This is a genomic window from Mycobacterium sp. SMC-16 (assembly GCF_046250085.1).
GTDB lineage: Bacteria > Actinomycetota > Actinomycetes > Mycobacteriales > Mycobacteriaceae > Mycobacterium > Mycobacterium phocaicum.
The window spans coordinates 3,081,729-3,100,120 of the sequence record NZ_CP176427.1; the positions used below are offsets into that span (position 1 = coordinate 3,081,729).

Annotated in this window: 15 protein-coding genes; 4 read left to right on the forward strand and 11 right to left on the reverse strand. The window is 66.7% G+C overall.

Annotated features, from left to right (window positions below):
- Nucleotides 1–91 precede the first annotated feature (91 nt).
- Complete coding sequence (locus ACJEIK_RS14880; protein ID WP_061006066.1) at nt 92–496, forward strand: YybH family protein; 405 nt, start codon at nt 92–94, stop codon at nt 494–496.
- A gap of 6 nt (nt 497–502) precedes the next feature.
- Here ACJEIK_RS14880 and ACJEIK_RS14885 read toward each other — a convergent pair whose 3' ends face one another.
- Nucleotides 503–1,177 carry a TetR/AcrR family transcriptional regulator C-terminal domain-containing protein gene (locus tag ACJEIK_RS14885; RefSeq protein ID WP_061006067.1) on the reverse strand — a complete coding sequence of 225 codons (675 nt, stop codon included), beginning with the start codon at nt 1,175–1,177 and terminating at the stop codon, nt 503–505.
- A 74-nt stretch (nt 1,178–1,251) separates the two neighbouring features.
- Between ACJEIK_RS14885 and ACJEIK_RS14890 the strand changes: the two genes are divergently transcribed.
- The 3 genes from ACJEIK_RS14890 (at nt 1,252) to ACJEIK_RS14900 (ending at nt 5,836) form a co-directional block, all read left to right on the forward strand.
- Nucleotides 1,252–2,265, forward strand: a complete 1,014-nt coding sequence (locus ACJEIK_RS14890) for an NADP-dependent oxidoreductase (RefSeq protein ID WP_409429915.1) — start codon at nt 1,252–1,254, stop codon at nt 2,263–2,265.
- 7 nt (nt 2,266–2,272) lie between these two features.
- Entirely contained in the window at nt 2,273–3,394 is a 1,122-nt protein-coding gene (locus tag ACJEIK_RS14895; protein ID WP_409429916.1) for a hypothetical protein, read from the forward strand.
- A gap of 111 nt (nt 3,395–3,505) precedes the next feature.
- Nucleotides 3,506–5,836 carry a sulfatase-like hydrolase/transferase gene (locus ACJEIK_RS14900; RefSeq protein ID WP_267325860.1) on the forward strand — a complete coding sequence of 777 codons (2,331 nt, stop codon included), beginning with the start codon at nt 3,506–3,508 and terminating at the stop codon, nt 5,834–5,836.
- A gap of 69 nt (nt 5,837–5,905) precedes the next feature.
- On the opposite strand, the gene ACJEIK_RS14905 is transcribed toward ACJEIK_RS14900, so the two are convergent.
- The 10 genes from ACJEIK_RS14905 to ACJEIK_RS14950 all read right to left on the reverse strand — a co-directional run bounded on the left by ACJEIK_RS14905 (nt 5,906) and on the right by ACJEIK_RS14950 (nt 18,366).
- Nucleotides 5,906–6,691: a hypothetical protein gene (locus ACJEIK_RS14905; protein ID WP_131808687.1), complete on the reverse strand. Its 786-nt coding sequence runs from the start codon at nt 6,689–6,691 to the stop codon at nt 5,906–5,908.
- Between the two features lie 159 nt (nt 6,692–6,850).
- On the reverse strand, nt 6,851–8,086 hold the full coding sequence (locus tag ACJEIK_RS14910; RefSeq protein ID WP_036437208.1) for an IS256 family transposase: 1,236 nt from the start codon (nt 8,084–8,086) through the stop codon (nt 6,851–6,853).
- Nucleotides 8,087–8,378: 292 nt separating this feature from the next.
- Nucleotides 8,379–9,431 carry an LLM class flavin-dependent oxidoreductase gene (locus ACJEIK_RS14915; RefSeq protein ID WP_409429917.1) on the reverse strand — a complete coding sequence of 351 codons (1,053 nt, stop codon included), beginning with the start codon at nt 9,429–9,431 and terminating at the stop codon, nt 8,379–8,381.
- Nucleotides 9,431–9,937: an SRPBCC family protein gene (locus ACJEIK_RS14920; RefSeq protein WP_061006072.1), complete on the reverse strand. Its 507-nt coding sequence runs from the start codon at nt 9,935–9,937 to the stop codon at nt 9,431–9,433. Before ACJEIK_RS14920 ends, ACJEIK_RS14915 begins: the two co-directional genes overlap by 1 nt.
- Before the next feature lie 4 nt (nt 9,938–9,941).
- Entirely contained in the window at nt 9,942–10,538 is a 597-nt protein-coding gene (locus ACJEIK_RS14925; protein ID WP_409429918.1) for a TetR/AcrR family transcriptional regulator, read from the reverse strand.
- Nucleotides 10,539–10,679: 141 nt separating this feature from the next.
- Nucleotides 10,680–12,482: a fatty acyl-AMP ligase gene (locus tag ACJEIK_RS14930; RefSeq protein ID WP_061010263.1), complete on the reverse strand. Its 1,803-nt coding sequence runs from the start codon at nt 12,480–12,482 to the stop codon at nt 10,680–10,682.
- Between the two features lie 61 nt (nt 12,483–12,543).
- Nucleotides 12,544–13,665 carry an LLM class flavin-dependent oxidoreductase gene (locus tag ACJEIK_RS14935; protein ID WP_409429919.1) on the reverse strand — a complete coding sequence of 374 codons (1,122 nt, stop codon included), beginning with the start codon at nt 13,663–13,665 and terminating at the stop codon, nt 12,544–12,546.
- A gap of 3 nt (nt 13,666–13,668) precedes the next feature.
- Nucleotides 13,669–15,057, reverse strand: a complete 1,389-nt coding sequence (locus ACJEIK_RS14940; RefSeq protein ID WP_409429920.1) for an NtaA/DmoA family FMN-dependent monooxygenase — start codon at nt 15,055–15,057, stop codon at nt 13,669–13,671.
- Nucleotides 15,054–16,223, reverse strand: a complete 1,170-nt coding sequence (locus ACJEIK_RS14945; protein WP_409429921.1) for an LLM class flavin-dependent oxidoreductase — start codon at nt 16,221–16,223, stop codon at nt 15,054–15,056. Before ACJEIK_RS14945 ends, ACJEIK_RS14940 begins: the two co-directional genes overlap by 4 nt.
- A 382-nt stretch (nt 16,224–16,605) precedes the next feature.
- On the reverse strand, nt 16,606–18,366 hold the full coding sequence (locus ACJEIK_RS14950) for an N-acyl-D-amino-acid deacylase family protein (protein ID WP_409429922.1): 1,761 nt from the start codon (nt 18,364–18,366) through the stop codon (nt 16,606–16,608).
- Between the last annotated feature and the right edge of the window lie 26 nt (nt 18,367–18,392).

The window sequence follows — 18,392 nt, forward strand, 5'->3', positions numbered from 1 at the left end:
CGGGCAGGCCGGATTCGTTTCGCCACCGGGTGGATTGGGCGATGCTAATGTGACGCATTGCCACGGAACGCCGACGTTTGGATCAGACGCAATGAGTGCGACGCCGCTAGATGCCATCCAGTCCTACGTTGACGCATTCAACGCCGGTGACGCAGACGGCATGTCGGCCATGTTCTCTGTCAACGGTTCGATCTTGGACGGGATGGCACCGCACCAGTGGCTGGGGCCAACGGCCGTAGCGGACTGGTACCGCGACGTGATGGCCGAGAGCGAGCACCTCGGAGCCTCGAATTATCATGTGGCGGTGGGCGATCCGCTGCACAACGACATCAACGACGACGCAGCGTACGTCGTGCTGCCCGCGACAATGACGTTCGATCTCAAGGGAACTCGGATCACCCAGACCGGAGCGGTCTTCACCGTCGCGATGCGCCGGGAGGGCATCAGCTGGCGGATCGCATCCTGGGCGTGGTCGAAGGGTCAGCGCGCGACCTGACCGGGATCAGGGCTCCGGCGACAGCCCGTAATGGGCCGCGATGCCGACCAGCAACAAGGTGATTCGATGCTGGAATGCCTCGTCGCCGAACGGATCGTCGCCCGATTTCGCGATGGCACGCAACGTCGGAAACTCCGACGGCGCACGCTTGGCGGTGAGCGCGAGGATCCGGGCCAGCCACGGCTGCCCACTTTCGGAGTACAGGTATTCGCGATGGGCCTCGGTGACGCTGCCGACCGCCATGGTGCTCACCGACGCCCACACCGCAAGCGCATCGCTCGGTGACAAACCTTGTGCGGCAAGAGCTTCGACCGCGTCGGCGGTGTACTCCATCTCGACATCGTGACCGACCGCACCACTGACGAACTTCTCCACCAACGCGGGTTCGGCGGCCAGCACCGTCCGGATGTACGTCGCGTAGTCGCGGAGCCAGGTGGCCCAGTGCTCGCCGGTGTAGCGCGGCGGCGGTGAATTCGTCAGGGCGCTGACGGTCGCCAGGCGCAGTAGGTCGTGCTGGTTCTTCACGTGGTGGTAGAGCCCCGGCAGGCTGACGCCGAGGTGTTCGGCGACCCGGCGCATCGTGGCGTTCTCGGTGCCGATCTCCAAAACCGCTGCGGCAATGGCGCTCTCGTCTATGCGCGGCGGTCGTCCCCGCCGGCGCGCTGAGTTGTTCACGGCCATCGGGGTTGACGATAACCGAGAGGACTTTTAATAATCAATATGAAAACTCGCCGATCCTCCACAGAAACGACACGATGAACCGAGAAAACCGTCAGATCCTGCTGCGGCGCCGTCCCAACGGTCTGGTCTCCCCCGACGACACCGAGATGGTGACGGTGCCCGCGCCAGTCCCCGGCGAGGGGGAAGCGCTGCTGCGGACGACGTACGTCGGCATCGACGCCGCCGCCCGCACCTGGCTCGACGGCGAACCCGGTTACCTCCCGGCACTCCAGCTCGGCGAGGTGGTGCGCGTGGCCGGAATCGGCGAGGTGGTCGAATCACGTTGCAACGCCTATAGAGTCGGCGATCTGGTCACGACGCTGACCGGGCTGCAGGACTACGCGATAATCCGCGACGACCTGTTCAGCACGCCGGTCGTCGGGTACACCGACCCCCTCGCGGTGATGTCCATCTACGGCCCCACCGGAGCGACCGCCTACTTCGGCATGACGGGCGTCGGAAAGCCCCAACCCGGTGAGACAGTCGTCGTCTCGGCCGCGGCGGGCGCCACCGGATCGGTGGCCGGGCAGATCGCCAAGATCGCCGGCGCGCGCGTCGTCGGCATCGCGGGCGGTCCGGAGAAGTGCCGCGTCGTGGTCGAGGAGTTCGGCTTCGACGCCTGCGTCGACTACAAGGCCGACGACTTCCCGGCCGCCTTGAAGGCGGCGTGTCCGGGCGGCATCAACGTCTACTTCGACAACGTCGGTGGTGACATCCTCAACGCCGCGCTCAGCAACCTCGCCCATCGGGCCCGCGTGGTCATGTGCGGCATCATCACCACGTACCTCAACGGCGACCACCCCGGCCCGTCCAACTACGTGAACCTGCTCGCCACGGCGTCGACGATGCAGGGCTTCATCGCACTCGAGGAGTGGTCACGCTTCGATGAGGCGTTCGCCGCGCTGAGCGGCTGGGAGCAGCAGGGCCTGCTGGTGCATCGCGAAACCGTCTACGACGGACTGGAATCCAGCATCGACGCGCTCAACGGGCTGTTCACCGGAGCGAACATCGGCAAGATGCTGGTCAAGATCAACGAACCGGCGCGGTGACGCGACCGTGCTGACTCCGTTCGACGACTATCCGATCCACGCGTCCGCCGACCCGGTAGGCGTGCCGGCCAGCGGCGACCCCAATCACTACGACCGCTACTGGTTCAACGGCCACCAGCGCGACGGCGACTTCTACTTCGGTGCGGCCATGGGGCACTACCCCGTCCGCGGCATCATCGACGCGGCGTTCAGCGTGGTGAAAGATGGTGTCGAGCATTCGGTCTTCGCGTCAGGAGCCATGCCCCTGGACCGGTCGGCGACCATCGGCCCTTTCCGCATCGAGGTCATCGAACCGCTGCGGACCATCCGCTACGTCGTCGAGGCGAACGAACAGAACATCTCCTGCGACCTGACCTTCCGAGCCACCACCGTGGCCGTGGAGGAGCCGCGTCAGCAGCGCCGCACCGCCGAAGGCATCGTGCTGACAGACCACACCAGACTGACGCAATGGGGGACGTGGGAAGGGACGATCAGCGTCGACGGCGAAGACCTTGCGGTCAAGGCCGGGGGCGAGGTGCCGGGGACCCGGGATCGGTCCTGGGGCATCCGGCCTGTCGGCGAGCAACTCGCCGTGTTGCGCCAGCCCATGCCCTTCCAGGTCTTCTGGCTGTGGGCACCATTACATTTCGGCGACCGATTCACCCACTACGCGTTCCACGAGCACGAGGACGGGCGCCGGTGGCTGGAAACCGCCGCGATCCTGGACCCGCTGCCGGACGGTGCGTCACCGTGCAGCCGGGTGGGAGTACGCGAGTGCTACAACGTCGGCTACGAACTCGACTGGGAACCGGGGCGGCGCGAAATCCGGCGGGCCCATCTGTGGTTCACCGACCCCATCGAGGGTGAGACCCACATCGAACTGGAGAAGCTCTACACGTTCCGGATGCGCGGCATCGGCTACTGGCACCCGCACTGGGGGCACGGGTCGAATCACGGCCAGTACGAAATCGGCCGGGAGTCAATCCGTTTGGACGATTTCGATCCGACGGACTTCACATCGTTGCACCTGCAGAACGTCGTGAAGGCGACCATGGGTGAGCGCACCGGGATCGGCGTCGTCGAACAGATCGCCATCGGTCCGCACACCCCGTCGGGACTCACCGGATTCCTGGACGGCCATCAGGGCTGACCCGGCACGGCAAACATCTCCCCCGCTGACGCGACCGTAAGTACCGTACGGCACAGTAGACCCCGGATTCGGGAACAGTCTCTTGCAGCATCAGCAGAAAGAGGGGTCGAGTTGTCTGACACTAGTGTGGTGGCTCCGGTGCTGCCGAACGGTGGCGTCTTGCCGTTCCCACCGGTGCCGTCGGCCAGCATTGCCGGCCGGACACTGCAGGAGTCGACGTACCAGCCGCGCACTGTCCCCAAGCGGTTGCACGACGACACCCCCAACATCGTCATAGTCCTCATCGACGACGCGGGTCCGGGTCTGCCGTCCGCATTGGGCGGTGAGGTGACCACCTCGACCCTCGACCGCGTGTGCGCGGAAGGCGTCTCCTACAACAGGTTTCACACCACGGCCATGTGCTCGCCGACACGGGCGTCGCTGCTGACCGGCCGTAACCATCACGAGATCGGTAACGGGCAGATCGCCGAACTCGCCAACGACTGGGACGGGTACGCGGGCAAGATTCCGCGATCCAGCGCGACGGTCGCCGAGGTGCTCAAGCAATACGGCTACGCCACGTCGGCATTCGGCAAGTGGCACAACACGCCTGCCGAGGAGACCACCGCGGCGGGCCCGTTCGAAAACTGGCCCACCGGTTTGGGTTTCGAATACTTCTACGGCTTCCTCGCCGGCGAGGCGTCCCAGTACGAGCCCAACCTGGTCCGCAATACCACGGTGGTGGCGCCTCCGAAGACGGCCGAAGAGGGCTACCACCTGTCCGAGGATCTGGCCGACGACGCCATCTCGTGGCTGCGCCGGCACAAGGCCTTCAACGCCGACAAGCCGTTCTTCATGTATTGGGCGAGCGGTTGCCTGCACGGGCCGCACCACATCATGAAGGAATGGGCCGACAAGTACGCGGGTAAGTTCGACGACGGCTGGGATGCCTACCGGCAGCGGGTGTTCGAGCGCGCCAAGGACAAGGGCTGGATCCCCCAGGACTGTGAACTCACCGAACGCGATGAGACCCTGCCCGCATGGGACGACATCCCCGAGGACGAGAAGCCGTTCCAGCGGCGCCTGATGGAGGTCGCCGCCGGCTATGCCGAGCACGTCGACGTGCAGGTCGGCCGGATCACCGACGAACTCGACGCCCTCGGCTACGGCGACAACACGCTGCTCCTGTACATCTGGGGTGACAACGGCTCCTCTGGCGAAGGCCAGAACGGCACCATCTCGGAGTTGTTGGCGCAAAACGGAATTCCGACGACCGTCCGCCAGCACATCGACGCTCTCGAGGAGCTCGGCGGCCTGGATGTCCTGGGCTCTCCCCTGGTCGACAATCAGTACCACGCGGGTTGGGCCTGGGCAGGCAGCACGCCGTACAAGGGCATGAAGCTGTTGGCGTCGCATCTGGGCGGCACCCGGAATCCGCTGGCGGTGCGCTGGCCCGCGAAGATCGCGGCCGACACCGTGCCCCGGGAGAACTTCCTGCACTGCAACGACATCGTGCCGACGATCTACGAGCTGGTGGGCATCGAGCCGCCACGCTCGGTCTACGGGGAACCACAGATGCCGCTGGCCGGCGCCAGCTTCGCGCGAACGCTGGTGGACCGGAATGCGCCGGGCGGCAAGAAGACCCAGTATTTCGAGATCATGGGCAGCCGCGCGATCTATCACGACGGCTGGATCGCGTCGGCGCGTGGGCCGCGGTTGCCGTGGGTGCCGGGACAGCCGCCGGGCATCGCGACGTGGACACCCGATCTGGACGTCTGGGAGCTCTACAACCTGGACGAAGACTGGTCGCAGGCCAATGATCTCGTCGAGCAGCAGCCGGAGAAGCTCGCGCAAATGCGGGAGATGTTCGCGATCGAAGCGGCCCGCAACGCCGTGCTGCCCATCGGTGGCGGGCTGTGGGTTCCCGTCTACCACCCGGAATTGCGGATCGCACCGCCGTTCCGGGAATGGCAGTTCTCCGGCGACATGATCCGCATGCCCGAGTTCTGCGCCCCGGCTCTGGGCAACAAGAACAATGTGGTGACCATCGACGCCGAGGTCCCGGAGAACGCGTCCGGAGTGCTCTACGCACTGGGCAGCGGCGCAGGTGGCCTGACCTGCTACCTCGAGGACGGCCACATCCGCTATGAGTACAACCTGTTCATCCTGCAGCGCACCAAGATTCAGTCCGAGTCCGTCATCGCGCCCGGCCGTCACACCATCACGGTGACCACCCGGTACGCCGAGCCACGCCCCGGCGGTCCGCTGGACATCACCGTCGCCGTCGACGGTGAGACGGTGGCCACCGGACAGGTTCCGATCAGCGCGCCGCTGCTGTTCACCGCGAACGACTGCCTCGACATCGGCACCTGCCTGGGGTCGCCGGTATCGATGGACTACCGCGAACGCGCACCCTTCCCGTTCGAGGGTCACATCCACAACGTCCACGTCGCCTACACGTAAGCGGACGCCGCCCTGCCACGGCCCGGCACCATTGCCGACCGTGGCAGGACGCCCCCGAGTTGGGTCAGGTCACCACGTCACCGACGTCTCGACGTGGCCCATCTCCGACTTCTGCTTACCACTGGCGTCATGGCAGGACAGCACGACGTTGTAGGTGGAGAGAGTCGGTGCACCGCTGAAGTTCTCGGTGTGGTTCCCGTTGGCAGGGACGTTGAACTGGCGGGTGGTCTTGCGCGGCGCCAACGGATTGATCGAGTTCGTGGTAGCGACGTAGTTGCAGGTGGCCGAGAGGTTCGACGTGTTCGTGACGTTGAAGGCGACGCTCGTCGCACCCGGGGCGCCGAATGAGGCCTGGATCGCGTTGGTCACCTCGGGAATCGCGGCGCATTGCTGCCCGGCCGGAACCGTCGGAGTCGGCGAGCCGTCAGGGCATTTGATGTCTGCCACTGGCGCTGCTTCACACTGCTGGCCCGCGGGCACCGTCGACGTCTTCGATCCCGCCGGGCATTTCACGGGTGCCTGCTCCTGCGGTTTGGCGGGCGGCGTGTAGTTGTAGTCGGCCCACGGGCCGCACCAGTCGCCCTCGAGGTCCTTCTTGCGACAACCTTGGACACCGATCTTGAATGCCTTGCCACCGTTGTCATGTCCCCACCGCGCGGTGGCGCCGTTGATGCACTTGAAGTCGTACTCGGACTGGATGCCGTTCCACATGACGTGCACGGCGTCGATGACGTAGTCGCCGTGCACGCGAGCGCAGCCACCGATGATGCAGGTCACATGCACGTCGCTGTCGGGCGTACAGGTCGCGGTGAGCCCGTTCGACAACTGATCGGCGGCCGCCGATGGCGGCAGCATCAGGCCGAACGTACACAGACACGCGACCAGAATCGGCGTGACGACGCGTCTCACATTTAGCCGTCGACTGGGCATGACATCTCCGATAGCGTCCCGGGGAGTGGTGGACTTCGGATCTGGCGTGGTTCACGCGTTGTGATCAACGAGTCATGGTGAACGCTAGGCGATTTGGTGTTGTTTGGCAAGTGCTGCCGCGGCGTGTTTGGCGGCGATCACGGCGCGTAGTTCGTCCATGGAGACATCGGAGAGGTAGCGGCGGGTGACCTGCCACTCGTCGTGGGATTCGATGACCACCGCGGTGGCCAGGCGAAGGAACGCCGCCGGATTGGGGAAGATCTCCACGACATCGGCCCGACGCTTGATCTCTTTATTCAGACGCTCTATCGGATTATTCGACCAGATCTTCTGCCAATGCGCCTTCGGGAACGCAGTGAACGCCAACACGTCGGTCTTGGCCTCGCCCATCATCGCGGCCACCTTCGGGAACGACGCGGCCAGGGTGTCGGCGACCCGGTCCCACTGCGCGGCGACCTCGTCGGGTTCGGTGTGAGCGAAGATGGTCTTGACCGCCGCGGTAACCGCCGGGGCGTGTTTGGCCGATACCGCGGTATGCAGGTTCCGCATGAAATGCACCCGGCACCGCTGCCACGATGAGTTCGTGAACTGCTGTGCCACAGCGACTTTCAACCCAGCGTGCGCATCGGAGATGACCAGGTGCACCCCCGATAGGCCGCGCGCCTTAAGCGAGGCGAGGAACTCGCGCCAGAACTCGAACGACTCGCTGTCACCGACCGCGGTGCCCAGCACCTCACGGGTGCCGTCGATCGACACGCCGGTCGCGACCACCAGGGCCTGGGAGACCACGTGCGCCCCCACGCGGACCTTGCAGAAGGTGGCATCGCAGAACACGTAGGGGAAGCTGGTGTGGGTCAGCGAGCGTTCCCGAAACGCTGTGATCTCGCGGTCCAGGCCGGCGCAGATCCGCGACACCTCCGACTTGGACACCCCGGTCTGCACGCCCATCGCCGTCACCAGGTCATCGACGCTGCGGGTGGACACCCCGTGCACGTAGGCCTCCATGATGACCGCGTGCAGCGCCTTGTCGATACGCCGGCGGGGTTCCAGCAGCGACGGGAAGAACGATCCCGCCCGTAGCTTGGGGATCTGCACCTCGATGTCCCCGGCGGTCGTGGAGACGGTCTTGGGGCGGTGCCCGTTGCGGTGCACCGTGCGGCCGTCGCTGCGTTCGTAACGGCCCGCGCCGATCGCCGCGGTGGCCTCGGCCTCGATGAGCTGCTGCAACCCGGAACGGATCAACTCGGCGAACACCGCACCCGAGTCAGCGGACTTCAGTGCATCGAGCTGAGCGAGCAGGGCAGAATGGTCAAGGGTCATCGCGCGGTTTCCTTCGGTGAGTCACTTTGGTACGTAACTCACTGACCACTACGCGATGGCCCACCCCAACACCGGCACCGACACGGCCTGAACATCTCCGCCCACCTCAGCCCCGTCCCCGAATTCCCACCACCCCAGGGGACTTAGCCACATCTCCTCGGGCGCTGGAACATGGCAGACGAATCGCGGTGTGCTGGCCAGCTCGAACCACGGTTCGACGCTACGTCCGCGTCCCCATCCAGCAAATAAGGGAAATCCCTATGATGTGCCCGCCGCCGTCAGGCCTGTCGGATCACCGCTCGATCGAATGCACCATGTCGATCGCCGCGCCGAGGGTGGTGAACCGTTCCTCCAGCGTGTCGCCCGCCGGGTAGATCCGGACGGTGTCGACGCCCGCGTCGCACCACACTTGCAGGCGGTCACGCACCATGTCCGGGGTACCGATCAAGGTGGTGGCCAGGATCATCTCGTCGGTGATCAGCGCTGCCGCGCCGGCGCGGTCACCGGACTGCCAGCGTTCGCGGACCGCGGCCGCGATCTCGGCCCAGCCCTGCCGGCTGTACGCCTGGTTGTAGAAATTTGTCGAGGCCGAGCCCATGCCACCGAGACTGAACGCCAACTCGGACTTCCGGGCGTCGATCATCGTCTTGAGGTGGGCCTCGTCGCGAGCGAACGACACCTCGGCGCCCTGGCAGATGTCGAGATCGGCGCGGCTGCGTTGTGAACGGGTCAGACCCTCGTCCAGGTGCGCGAAATACGCCTCGTCCGCGCCTTCAGGAACGAAGCTGGTGCCGAGCCAGCCATCGGCGACCTCGCCGGTCAACCGCAACATGGCGGGCGTGAGACTGGCGATGTACAGCGGTATTTCGTGCTCCGCCCGCATCGACAGCCGCATCGGCTTGACATCGCCGCCCGGCAGCGGGACCTGGAACTGCTTGCCGGAGTACGAGACCCTGTCGCCGGCGGCGGCTTGGCGGATGATGTCGATGGTCTCGCGCATCCGGCCCAGTGGCTTGGCGAACGGCACGCCGTGCAGTCCCTCGATGACCTGCGGTCCCGAAGCACCGAGGCCCAGCAGGAAGCGCCCGCCGGACAGATTCGACAGCGTGATCGCGGCCTGCGCGATGGCCACCGGCGTGCGGGTGCCGAGCTGAATGATGCCGGAGCCCAACAACATCCGCTCCGTGCATGCCGCGTAGTACCCCAGTGCAGACGGCGCGTCGGATCCCCATGCCTCGGCGACCCAACAGATGTCCAGACCCATCTTCTCGGCCTCGGAGACGAAAAGTCTCTGGTGGTCCCAGTTTCCGAGGCTCGCAGCCTCGACCGTCGTCGCCGCGCGCATCAGCTCTCGGCCCGCTGCTTGATGTGCGCGAGGACGCTCTGCATCCCGGACTCGAATTCGCGGAGACGGTTGAAGACGATCTTCTGTTCCTTGTCGGGCATCCGGGTGATCGCCAGCGACAAGCCCGACGGCGCGGGTCCCATCTGAGCCCACTCCACCAGGCGGGTTCCGGTGCCCTCGGGACGCAGGCTCAAGCGCCAGGTTGCGGTCGGATTGCCGGCATCGCCGATGGCCCACGCCATCACGTGCTGTGGTTCGTACTCGACGATCTCGCACTCGGTCGACCAGTCCCCGAGTGCGGGGTGGCTGTTGTGGCCGACGAAGCGGGCACCGAGACACGGTGCGTCGCAGTCCCCGAGCCACTCGACTCGCTGCAACTCGGAACTGCACTCGGGCATCACCGTGATGTCCGAGGCCAGTTCCCACACCCGTGCCACGGGCGCGTCGATCCACGTCGAGACCTCGACGGTCGGGGCGTCGGCATACACCGCACCGGTCCACTCCATGAGTTCAACTTCCCTTCGGTGTACTTGCGCCGGCCGCAAAGAGGGTCCGGGCCGCCAACAGCAGCTTCAGTTCGGCGTTGACATCATCGAGTGGCTGCAGGCTCGATGTGGCGCGGCACATGGTGATCGCACCTTCGATGGCACCGAGCGACATGGTGGCCAGCCGGCGGGCAACGACGGTGCCGACGCCATCGGCCACGAGGCAATCGGTGACCAACTGATGCCAGGTGCGGAAAATCTGATTGGCATGCTGAGCCAGTGCCGAGCCCGGCGCGGCACTGACGGCAATGGACACCACCGGGCAGCCGACCGCGAACTTGTTCTGGCGCAGAAGCTTCCGCCAGAAGCCCGTCACGGCGTCGACGACGGCGGCCGGACCGTCAGGTGCCGCTTTGGCGATCAGCCGGGAGATGGCATCGCCGCTGAGCTGCGCGGCCTCGTCGATGATCTGGGCACGTCCATCCGGAAAGTGGTGGTAGATGGAGCCTCGAGGCGCGCCGCTGCGGCTCAGCACAGCATCGAGCGTGACACCGTCGACGCCGCGCTCGCGCAACAGCTCGACTGCGGCGAGCACCATCGACTGGCGAGTGTCGGGCGGCATCGGGCGACTCCTGGCGGGCGCAAGTATTGACCCGAATTATGATCGTGTTCATATCGAGGAGTCAAGAAGAGGCGCAGTGATGCCTCAAGGACGCGATCAGCGACTTTCGGCGGGCTCGAATATGAGGGCGGTCATAGCGGACTACAGCGCGCCGTCCAGATAAGCGGCTCGACAGGCGCGGCGCGCGAGCTTCCCACTGGTGGTTCGCGGGATGCCACCGGCGGGCAGCAGCCGAACGTCGGCGACGGCCACGCCGTGCCGCTCCGCTACGAGTGCACCGACCGACTCGATCGCCGGCTGTGGATCATGGCGGGCCGTGCCCGACGCTCGTTCGGCGATGATCACGAGCTGTTCACCACCGTCGCACGGCACGGTGAAAGCCGCCACATAGCCTCGCCGCACCAGGGGTGAGGCATCGGCGGCCGTCGTCTCGAGGTGTTGCGGATAGTGGTTCTGCCCGCCGACCGTGATCACGTCGGCCAGCCGGCCCGTGACGTACAGCTCGCCGTCGAGGTAGAAACCGAGATCGCCTGTCCGCAACCAGGATCCGTCGACGTCGGAGCCGTCGGCGTGACTGTTCAGCGGCAAGGCGCCGTGCAGCCGGGCATGGAAAACGTCACGAGTCGCCTCCGGCAGACCCCAGTAACCGCGGCCGATGTTGTCGCCCTGCAACCAGATCTCGCCGACTCGGCCGTCGGGTTGTTCGATTCCAGTGGTCGGGTCCACCATCACCACCCACAGACTGCTCGCCGGCTGCCCGCAGGCCACCTGCGCAACCGCACCCGGGGCGTCCTCGGACACCGGCACCGCTACTCCCGACGCCAGCTGCCCGCGGTCGAAGTACCGCACCGTCGCCTCCGCGTCAGGTGCGATGTTGGAGACGAACAGTGTGGCCTCGGCGATGCCGTACGACGGCTTGATCGCCGTCTTCGGCAGTCCGAACGATTCGAAGACCGAGTTGAAGCTCTTGATGGCATCCATGCTGACCGGCTCCGACCCGACGATCATCACCACGTTCGCCAGATCGATGTCGTCATCCGGGGTCGGCGCACCCCGGTGCGCTGCCCATTCGTAGGCGAAATTCGGTGCGGCGGTGACCACTCGGCCCACCTTCGAACCGTCCGACAACGCCTGGATCCACCGCAGCGGCCGGCGGATGAACGCGGTGGGTGACATCAACGTCGAGTGCCCGCCGTACACCGTGGGAAATCCGATCATCGACAGACCCATGTCGTGATACAGCGGCAGCCAGCTGACGCCATGGGTGTTGCGGTCCAGCATGTCGATGGACAAGATCATCTGAATCAGGTTGGTGCCCACCGCTTTATGGGTGATCTCCACGCCGACCGGCGGCCGGGTCGCTCCTGAGGTGTACTGCAGGTGCGAGACGTCGTCAATCTCGAGATGGACGGGTTCGAACGAAACGCCCGCGTCGTCCGGCACCTCGTCGGTGGCGATGACGGTCGGAGTACCCAGATCCGGGTGTGCCGAGAGGAATTCGGTGACCGCCGGCCGCGCCGCGGCCGTCGTCAAGATAGCTGCCGGCCGCGCGTCGTGCAGTGCGGTGTCCAAACGCTCGGCGTGCCCGGGTAATTCGGGCGCGAACAGCGGGACCGCAATGGCACCGGCCTTGATCGCCGCGAAGAACCCGAAGACATAGTCGAGCCCCTGCGGCGCCATGATGGCGACGCGATCACCGCGCTGCGTGACCGCCTGCACCCGGGCCGCGATGGCCGCCAGCCGCACGCCGAGCTCGGACCAGGTCACCTCGAAAGTGCGCGGCTCGCTACCGGAGTAGTCCAGGTAGCGGTATGCCACCATGTCGGGCAGATGCGCGATGTTCCCGTCGATGAGCGCGATCAGCGTCGCGCCGGGCGGCAGCGTCACCGCCCCCGCTTCGTCGACGCAGTCCTCGATCTGGAAAAGGCCGCTGCCCGGTGTCATGGGTCCAGCGTAAGCGCACCCCTGAAAGGGGCTGCGGCGCCAGACATCTATTCATTCTTGTTCACCGTCGGGACCATTCCTCGGCCAACAGCTCGTACGAGCGGACCCGATCCCGGTGGTCGTGCGTGATGGTGGTGATGATCAACTCGTCGGCACCGGTGGCGTCGCGCAGCCGCTCCAGCTTGTCGGCGACCTGTGCGGCGGACCCGACGAACTGGGTGTCCACGCGGTCGGCGACGAGCTCACGTTCGGCGGCCGTCCAGGTGTGCGCCCGCGCTTCGGCCGGCGCGGGAAACGGGATGGCCCCTTCGGCGGTGCGGATGCTGCGCACCCACAGGCCGTATCCGGTGGCCAGCTCGCGGGCGGTCGCCTCATCGTCGGCGACAACAACGTCGGCCGAGACGGCGACGTGCGGCTCGTCGAGTTCGGTCGATGGGCGGAACGCCGCCCGGTAGGCGTCGGTCGCCTCGAGGACCGACGCCGGAGCGACGTGGTAGTTGCTCGCAAACCGCAGGCCCCTGGTGCCGGCGACCTCGGCGCTCTCACCGGCACTGCTGCCCAGGATCCAGATCTGGAGGTCGGCACCCTCCCCGGGCACGACCCGCGCCGCCAGTCCGTCCGCGTCGCGGTAGACCCCGGCGAGCAACGCCAGGATGTCGTTGATCTGGTCGGTGTAGTCCTGCGATTGCGCACCGGGCAGCTGCAGCAGCGCCCGTTGGAGCGCGAACCGCGGAGACTGCAACAGCGGTCGCGGATCGAACTTCGGCGGAATCAACAGGCCATGCGAACCGTTGCCGGCCCGGCTGCCCACCGAGGCACTCACCGGTACCTTGGGTTCGCGCGGCTTCCCACCCGAGCGCCCCAGGCCGAGGTCGAATCGGCCCGGATACAGCGCGTCGAGCAGACCGAACTCCTCCACCGTCGCCACCGCGGTCCGGTGACCCATCTGCACTGCCCCCGAGCCCAGTCGGATCGTCGAGGTCTCCGCAGCGGTCAGCGCGAGAAGCACAGCGGGTGAGGTGCCGGCAATGCCGGGATTGAGGTGATGTTCGGCGAACCAATAGCGGGCGTAGCCCAGGGCCTCCGCCCGCTTGGCGAGGTCGACGCTGTTCCGTAGCGCCTGCGGCGCAGTCGAACCCGACGAGATCGGCACCAGATCGAGCACGGTCAGTGGAGTAGCCATGAGCTACGACGCCACTTCTGCGGAGACATTCGTGCGCACTGCCGGCCGTGGCAGCGGCGCCAGTCCCAGGTGGTCGCGCAACGTGGCACCTACGTAGTCGGTGCGGTACGTGCCGCGCTCCTGCAGCAGCGGGACCACCCGGTCGACAAAGGCATCGAGTCCGCCCGGGGTGAGGTGCGGGACCAGGATGAACCCGTCACTGGCATCGGCCTGAACGAACTCGTCGATCGTCGCCGCGATGGTCTGGGGCGATCCGATGAACGATTGCCGACCGGTGACTTCGACGATCAGCTCGCGGGTGGTGAGGTGCTGCGCCTCCGCCTTGGCCCGCCATTCGGCGGCGATCGCGAGCGGGTCCCGGAACATGCGCACACTGGCCCGGCCGCGCGCGATGGTGTTCTCCCCCACGACCGGGTCCACCGCCGGCAGCGGTCCGTCCGGGTCGTGGTCGGAAAGGTCGCGATTCCAGAGCTGTTCGAGAAACTTGATCGCGGTCTGCCCGGACACCTGGGCGAGCCGGATCTCGTGGGCGAGGTCGGCCGCCTCGTCATCGGTGTCGCCGATGACGAACGTCGCAGCCGGCAGGATGAGCAACTCGTCATGGCGCCGTCCGTAGCGTGCCAGCCTGCCCTTGACATCGGTATAGAACGCCTGTCCGGCCTCAAGGGTGCTGTGCCGGGAAAAGATGGCGTCCGCCGCGGACGCCGCGAACTCACGGCCTTCGTCCGAGTCGCCCGCCTGGAAGATCACGGGACGCCCCTGCGGGCTGCGCGGCACGTTGAACCGGCCCTGGATGGCGAAGTGACCGTCCGTGTGCTCGAACGCGCCGGCATCGGGATCGGACAGGAACACGCCGCCGGTCTTGTCGGCCACGATCTCGTCGCCGCGCCACGAGTCGAACAGCTCCAGCGTCGTCTGCAGGAAGGTCTTGGCCCGCTCGTAGCGCTGGTCCTCAGCCAGGAACCCACCGCGGCGAAAGTTCTCGCCCGTGAACGCATCCCACGATGTCACGACGTTCCAGGCCGCGCGACCCTCGGAAAGGTGGTCCAGCGACGCGAACTGCCGAGCCACCTCGTAGGGCTCGTTGAAGGTCGAATTGATGGTGCCTGTCAATCCGATTCGCTCGGTCACCGCGGCCAGCGCCGCCAGCACCGTGAAGGTGTCCGGACGCCCGACGACGTCGAGATCGTAGATCTGTCCGTTCTGCTCCCGCAGGCGCAATCCCTCGGCCAGGAAGAGGAAGTCGAATTTCCCGCGCTCGGCCGTCTTCGCGAAGTGCGCGAACGAGCTGAACTCGATGTGGCTGCCGGCCGCCGGGTCGCTCCACACCGTGGTGTTGTTGACGCCCGGAAAGTGCGCCGCGAGGTGAATCTGCTTGACCGGCTTGCTCATTGGCTGCTCCTTGCATAACGGTTGGCCGGACGCGACAGCCCGAGCAGTCCACGCAATGTGTTCGATTCGTAGCCGCCGCGGAAGAGTCCGCGGCGCCGCAGTTCGGGCACCAGTTGTTCGGTGATCTGAAGCAGGTCGTCCGGCAGGGTTGCCGGCCGCAGCCGAAATCCCGTCAGCCCGGCACTGTGCCATTCCGTCAGCACGTCGGCCAGCTGCGCGGCGGTGCCGGCGAAAACCGCTGCGTCGCTCCGATATTCGGCACCGGCAACATCATCGAGCCGACGCCGGCGGGCCTGCGCTGCCGACTCGCTGTCGTCGAGAAACACCACCACATCGCCGAAGATGTGCAGGGTCTCGGACCCGCGGCCCGCATCATGTTGCAGCCCACGGACTTCGTCGACGACCTCGGCGGCCTGCGCGGCATCTCGAGGGGTGACGAACCCGACATCCGCGCTTCCGGCGATCACCTCGTGGCCGGCTCGGCCGTGACCCAATGCCGCGACGATCGGCTGGCCCTGCGGTGGGCGCGGTGTGATGGACGGACCCTTGACCGAGAACCAGCGGCCGGTGAAGTCGATGTAGTGCAGCTTGTCCCGATCGATGAAGCGCCCGGTGGCAGCATCCCGGATCTCGGCGTCGTCCTCCCAGCTGTCCCATAACCGGCGCAGCACCTCGACGTAATCCGCAGTCTCGGCGAGGTATTCAAGCGCCTGCGACCGGTCCGCGGCCTCACGTCGCCCGAAGTGCGCAGCCACATCCGGACGGCCGGCGATCTGGACGCGCACGCCGGCCCGGCCGGAGCTCACGTAATCGAGCGTCGCGATGGATTTCGACACATGGAACGGCTCCGTGTGCGTGACAACGGCGGTCGGCACCAGTCCGATGCGCTGGGTACGGGGCGCGATCCGCGCCGCGATCAGCACGGCGTCCAACCGGCCCCGCACCCGGTCGACGCGCCGGTCCGGAACGAAGGGGTCGTCGGATTGCACTGCCAACGAGTCCTCGATGGTCACGAAGTCCAACGCGCCGCGTTCCGCCTCGAGAACCAGGTCGGTCCAGTAGCCGGCGTCGAAGAGGTCTGCGGGTCGCGCGTCGGGTTCGCGCCAGGCGGCCGGATGCCAGCCGGCGCCGTCCAACGCCACGGCCAGATGAAACGAATCGGACATACGACCACTGTGCCGAGCCGCGCGCAGATCGCAGCGGCTGCGGCACCGTCAGTGCCAGGTAAGGGAATAGTTGGCCGGCTGTGCGGCAGGTCCGGTCCGGCTCACATGTGTCGGCGGCACCGCCGCTCATGTAGCCAGGCCGATCAGATCACCGAGGGCGCGCGAGCAGCATGGCGCGCGTCATCAAAAGGGGCTGCTGCCAACGCCTTTCATAAGACGGGTCGGCGCGTCGGCAACGTACCTCGTGCCGAATGACAGCCGTCTCAGGCACCCGACATGAAAGGCATCGGCGCGGCCGTCCGCACCGGTGCTCCGCTGTCGACGTCGCGCGGGAGGCACCCTGGAATCATCGGGATTCCAATCCCTGTCTGGGCGCGTAAGCCTAGCGGATGCCGCGGACCAACCGGCCCGGCCGCGCACCGGTGTCGATGCCATTCCGACGGGTCACGGTGCCGCTCACGATCGTCGCGTCGTAGCCACTTGCGCCCTGCACCAAGCGTTTTCCGCCGGCGGGCAGGTCGTGCACCATCTTCGGCGCGTGCAGGGTCAGCGCGTCCAGATCGATGACGTTGAGATCGGCCTTCTTACCGACGGCGATGACGCCGCGGTCGGACATCCCGTACAGCTGGGCAGTGTCATGCGACTGCTTGCGGATGACGTACTCCAGCGGCAGCTTCTCGCCGCGGTGGCGATCGCGGGCCCAGTGCGTCAGCAGGAAGGTCGGGTACGACGCGTCGCAGATCATGCTGCAGTGCGCGCCGCCGTCCGAAAGGCCGAGCACCCCGGCGGGATGCGTGAGCATCTCGCGGATGGCGTCATGGTTGCCGTCCGAGTAGTTGAACATCGGATACATGAGCATGGCGCCGGCGTCGGCTTCCAGCATCAGGTCGTACATCGCCGCCAGCGGGTCCACGCCGCGGCGCTCCGCGATCGCCGCGACCGTGCGCTCGACGGTCGGCTCGTAGTCGGGCGGTTCGCCGATGTGGTACAGGCGATTTGCCGCATTCTGCGCCAGCATGAACATGCCGTCGAACAACTTGGTGGGGTCGATCGGCAGGTCATCCTCGGCCAGGATCGCGGCCCGCACCGCGGGCTCGGCCAGCTTCTCGGCCAGCTCCTCGCGCGTGCATTCGGCGACCAGCCGACGGTAGGTCGGCCGGTGGGTGAAGGCGTGATGGCCGGGGAAGCCCAGGAGCATGCCGAACGGGCGCGCCGCCACTTGCGGGAACAGCCTGCTGCCCGCCTGGTGCGCGGCAGCCGACAGGTCGAGTTGTTCACGCCACAGATTGGGGTCGGCGTCGACCTGGATGAGCGCGAAACTCAGGGCGCAGTCGATCTCCTCGCCGAGCCGGCGCATCCAGTCGAGTTCCTTGCGCGGCGCGATGATGTCCTCGCCGGCCGCGCCCTGCGGGGCCAGCTCGAAGACCGCCGCGCCACCGGCCGCGGTGGCCCGGCCCAGCGCGAACAACTCATCTTCGGCGGCGAACGTGCCGGGCACCGGTTCGCCGTCCATGGCGCGGTGTGCCAGTGTCCGCGACGACGAAAAGCCCAGGGCGCCGGCCTCTATCGCCTCCTGGACCACTTTCGCCATGGCTTTGATGTCGTCGGCGTTGGCCGGTTCGTTGCGGGCGCCGCGCTCTCCCATGGCGTATGCGCGGACCGCGCCGTGCGCGATCTGGGTGCCCATGTCGACGGCAAGTTCACGCTGCCCGATGACGTCGAGGTACTCGCCGAAGCTCTCCCAGCCCCATGTGATGCCCTCGGTCAGGGCGGTGCCCGGGATGTCCTCGACACCCTCCATGAGGGCGATCAACCACTCCTCCTGGCCCGGGCGCACCGGTGCGAAGCCGACGCCGCAGTTGCCCGCGACGACCGTTGTCACTCCGTGGTTGCTCGAGGGCTCCAGCACGCTGTCCCAGCTCACCTGGCCGTCGTAGTGGGTGTGGATGTCCACGAACCCGGGCGCGACGATCTTGCCGCCGGCATCGATCGTCTGGGCCGAATCACCCGACAGCACAGGGTCGTTCGGGCCGCGGCGGTGCACTTCGACGATCTTGCCGTCCTTGATCGCGACATCGGCGGTGAACCGGTCGGCCCCCGTGCCGTCGACGACAGTGCCACCGGTGATCTTCAGATCGAACACATCTGCTCCCTCGTTGCCGCCCCCGA

Bases quoted from the DNA above. Each gene is read 5' to 3' on its own strand.
- ACJEIK_RS14880 (WP_061006066.1), top strand. From the start codon at position 92: ATGAGTGCGACGCCGCTAGATGCCATCCAGTCCTACGTTGACGCATTC.
- ACJEIK_RS14885 (WP_061006067.1), bottom strand. From the start codon at position 1,177: ATGGCCGTGAACAACTCAGCGCGCCGGCGGGGACGACCGCCGCGCATA.
- ACJEIK_RS14890 (WP_409429915.1), top strand. From the start codon at position 1,252: ATGAACCGAGAAAACCGTCAGATCCTGCTGCGGCGCCGTCCCAACGGT.
- ACJEIK_RS14905 (WP_131808687.1), bottom strand. From the start codon at position 6,691: ATGCTGCCGCCATCGGCGGCCGCCGATCAGTTGTCGAACGGGCTCACC.
- ACJEIK_RS14910 (WP_036437208.1), bottom strand. From the start codon at position 8,086: ATGACCCTTGACCATTCTGCCCTGCTCGCTCAGCTCGATGCACTGAAG.
- ACJEIK_RS14915 (WP_409429917.1), bottom strand. From the start codon at position 9,431: ATGCGCGCGGCGACGACGGTCGAGGCTGCGAGCCTCGGAAACTGGGAC.
- ACJEIK_RS14920 (WP_061006072.1), bottom strand. From the start codon at position 9,937: ATGGAGTGGACCGGTGCGGTGTATGCCGACGCCCCGACCGTCGAGGTC.
- ACJEIK_RS14925 (WP_409429918.1), bottom strand. From the start codon at position 10,538: ATGCCGCCCGACACTCGCCAGTCGATGGTGCTCGCCGCAGTCGAGCTG.
- ACJEIK_RS14930 (WP_061010263.1), bottom strand. From the start codon at position 12,482: ATGACACCGGGCAGCGGCCTTTTCCAGATCGAGGACTGCGTCGACGAA.
- ACJEIK_RS14935 (WP_409429919.1), bottom strand. From the start codon at position 13,665: ATGGCTACTCCACTGACCGTGCTCGATCTGGTGCCGATCTCGTCGGGT.
- ACJEIK_RS14940 (WP_409429920.1), bottom strand. From the start codon at position 15,057: ATGAGCAAGCCGGTCAAGCAGATTCACCTCGCGGCGCACTTTCCGGGC.
- ACJEIK_RS14945 (WP_409429921.1), bottom strand. From the start codon at position 16,223: ATGTCCGATTCGTTTCATCTGGCCGTGGCGTTGGACGGCGCCGGCTGG.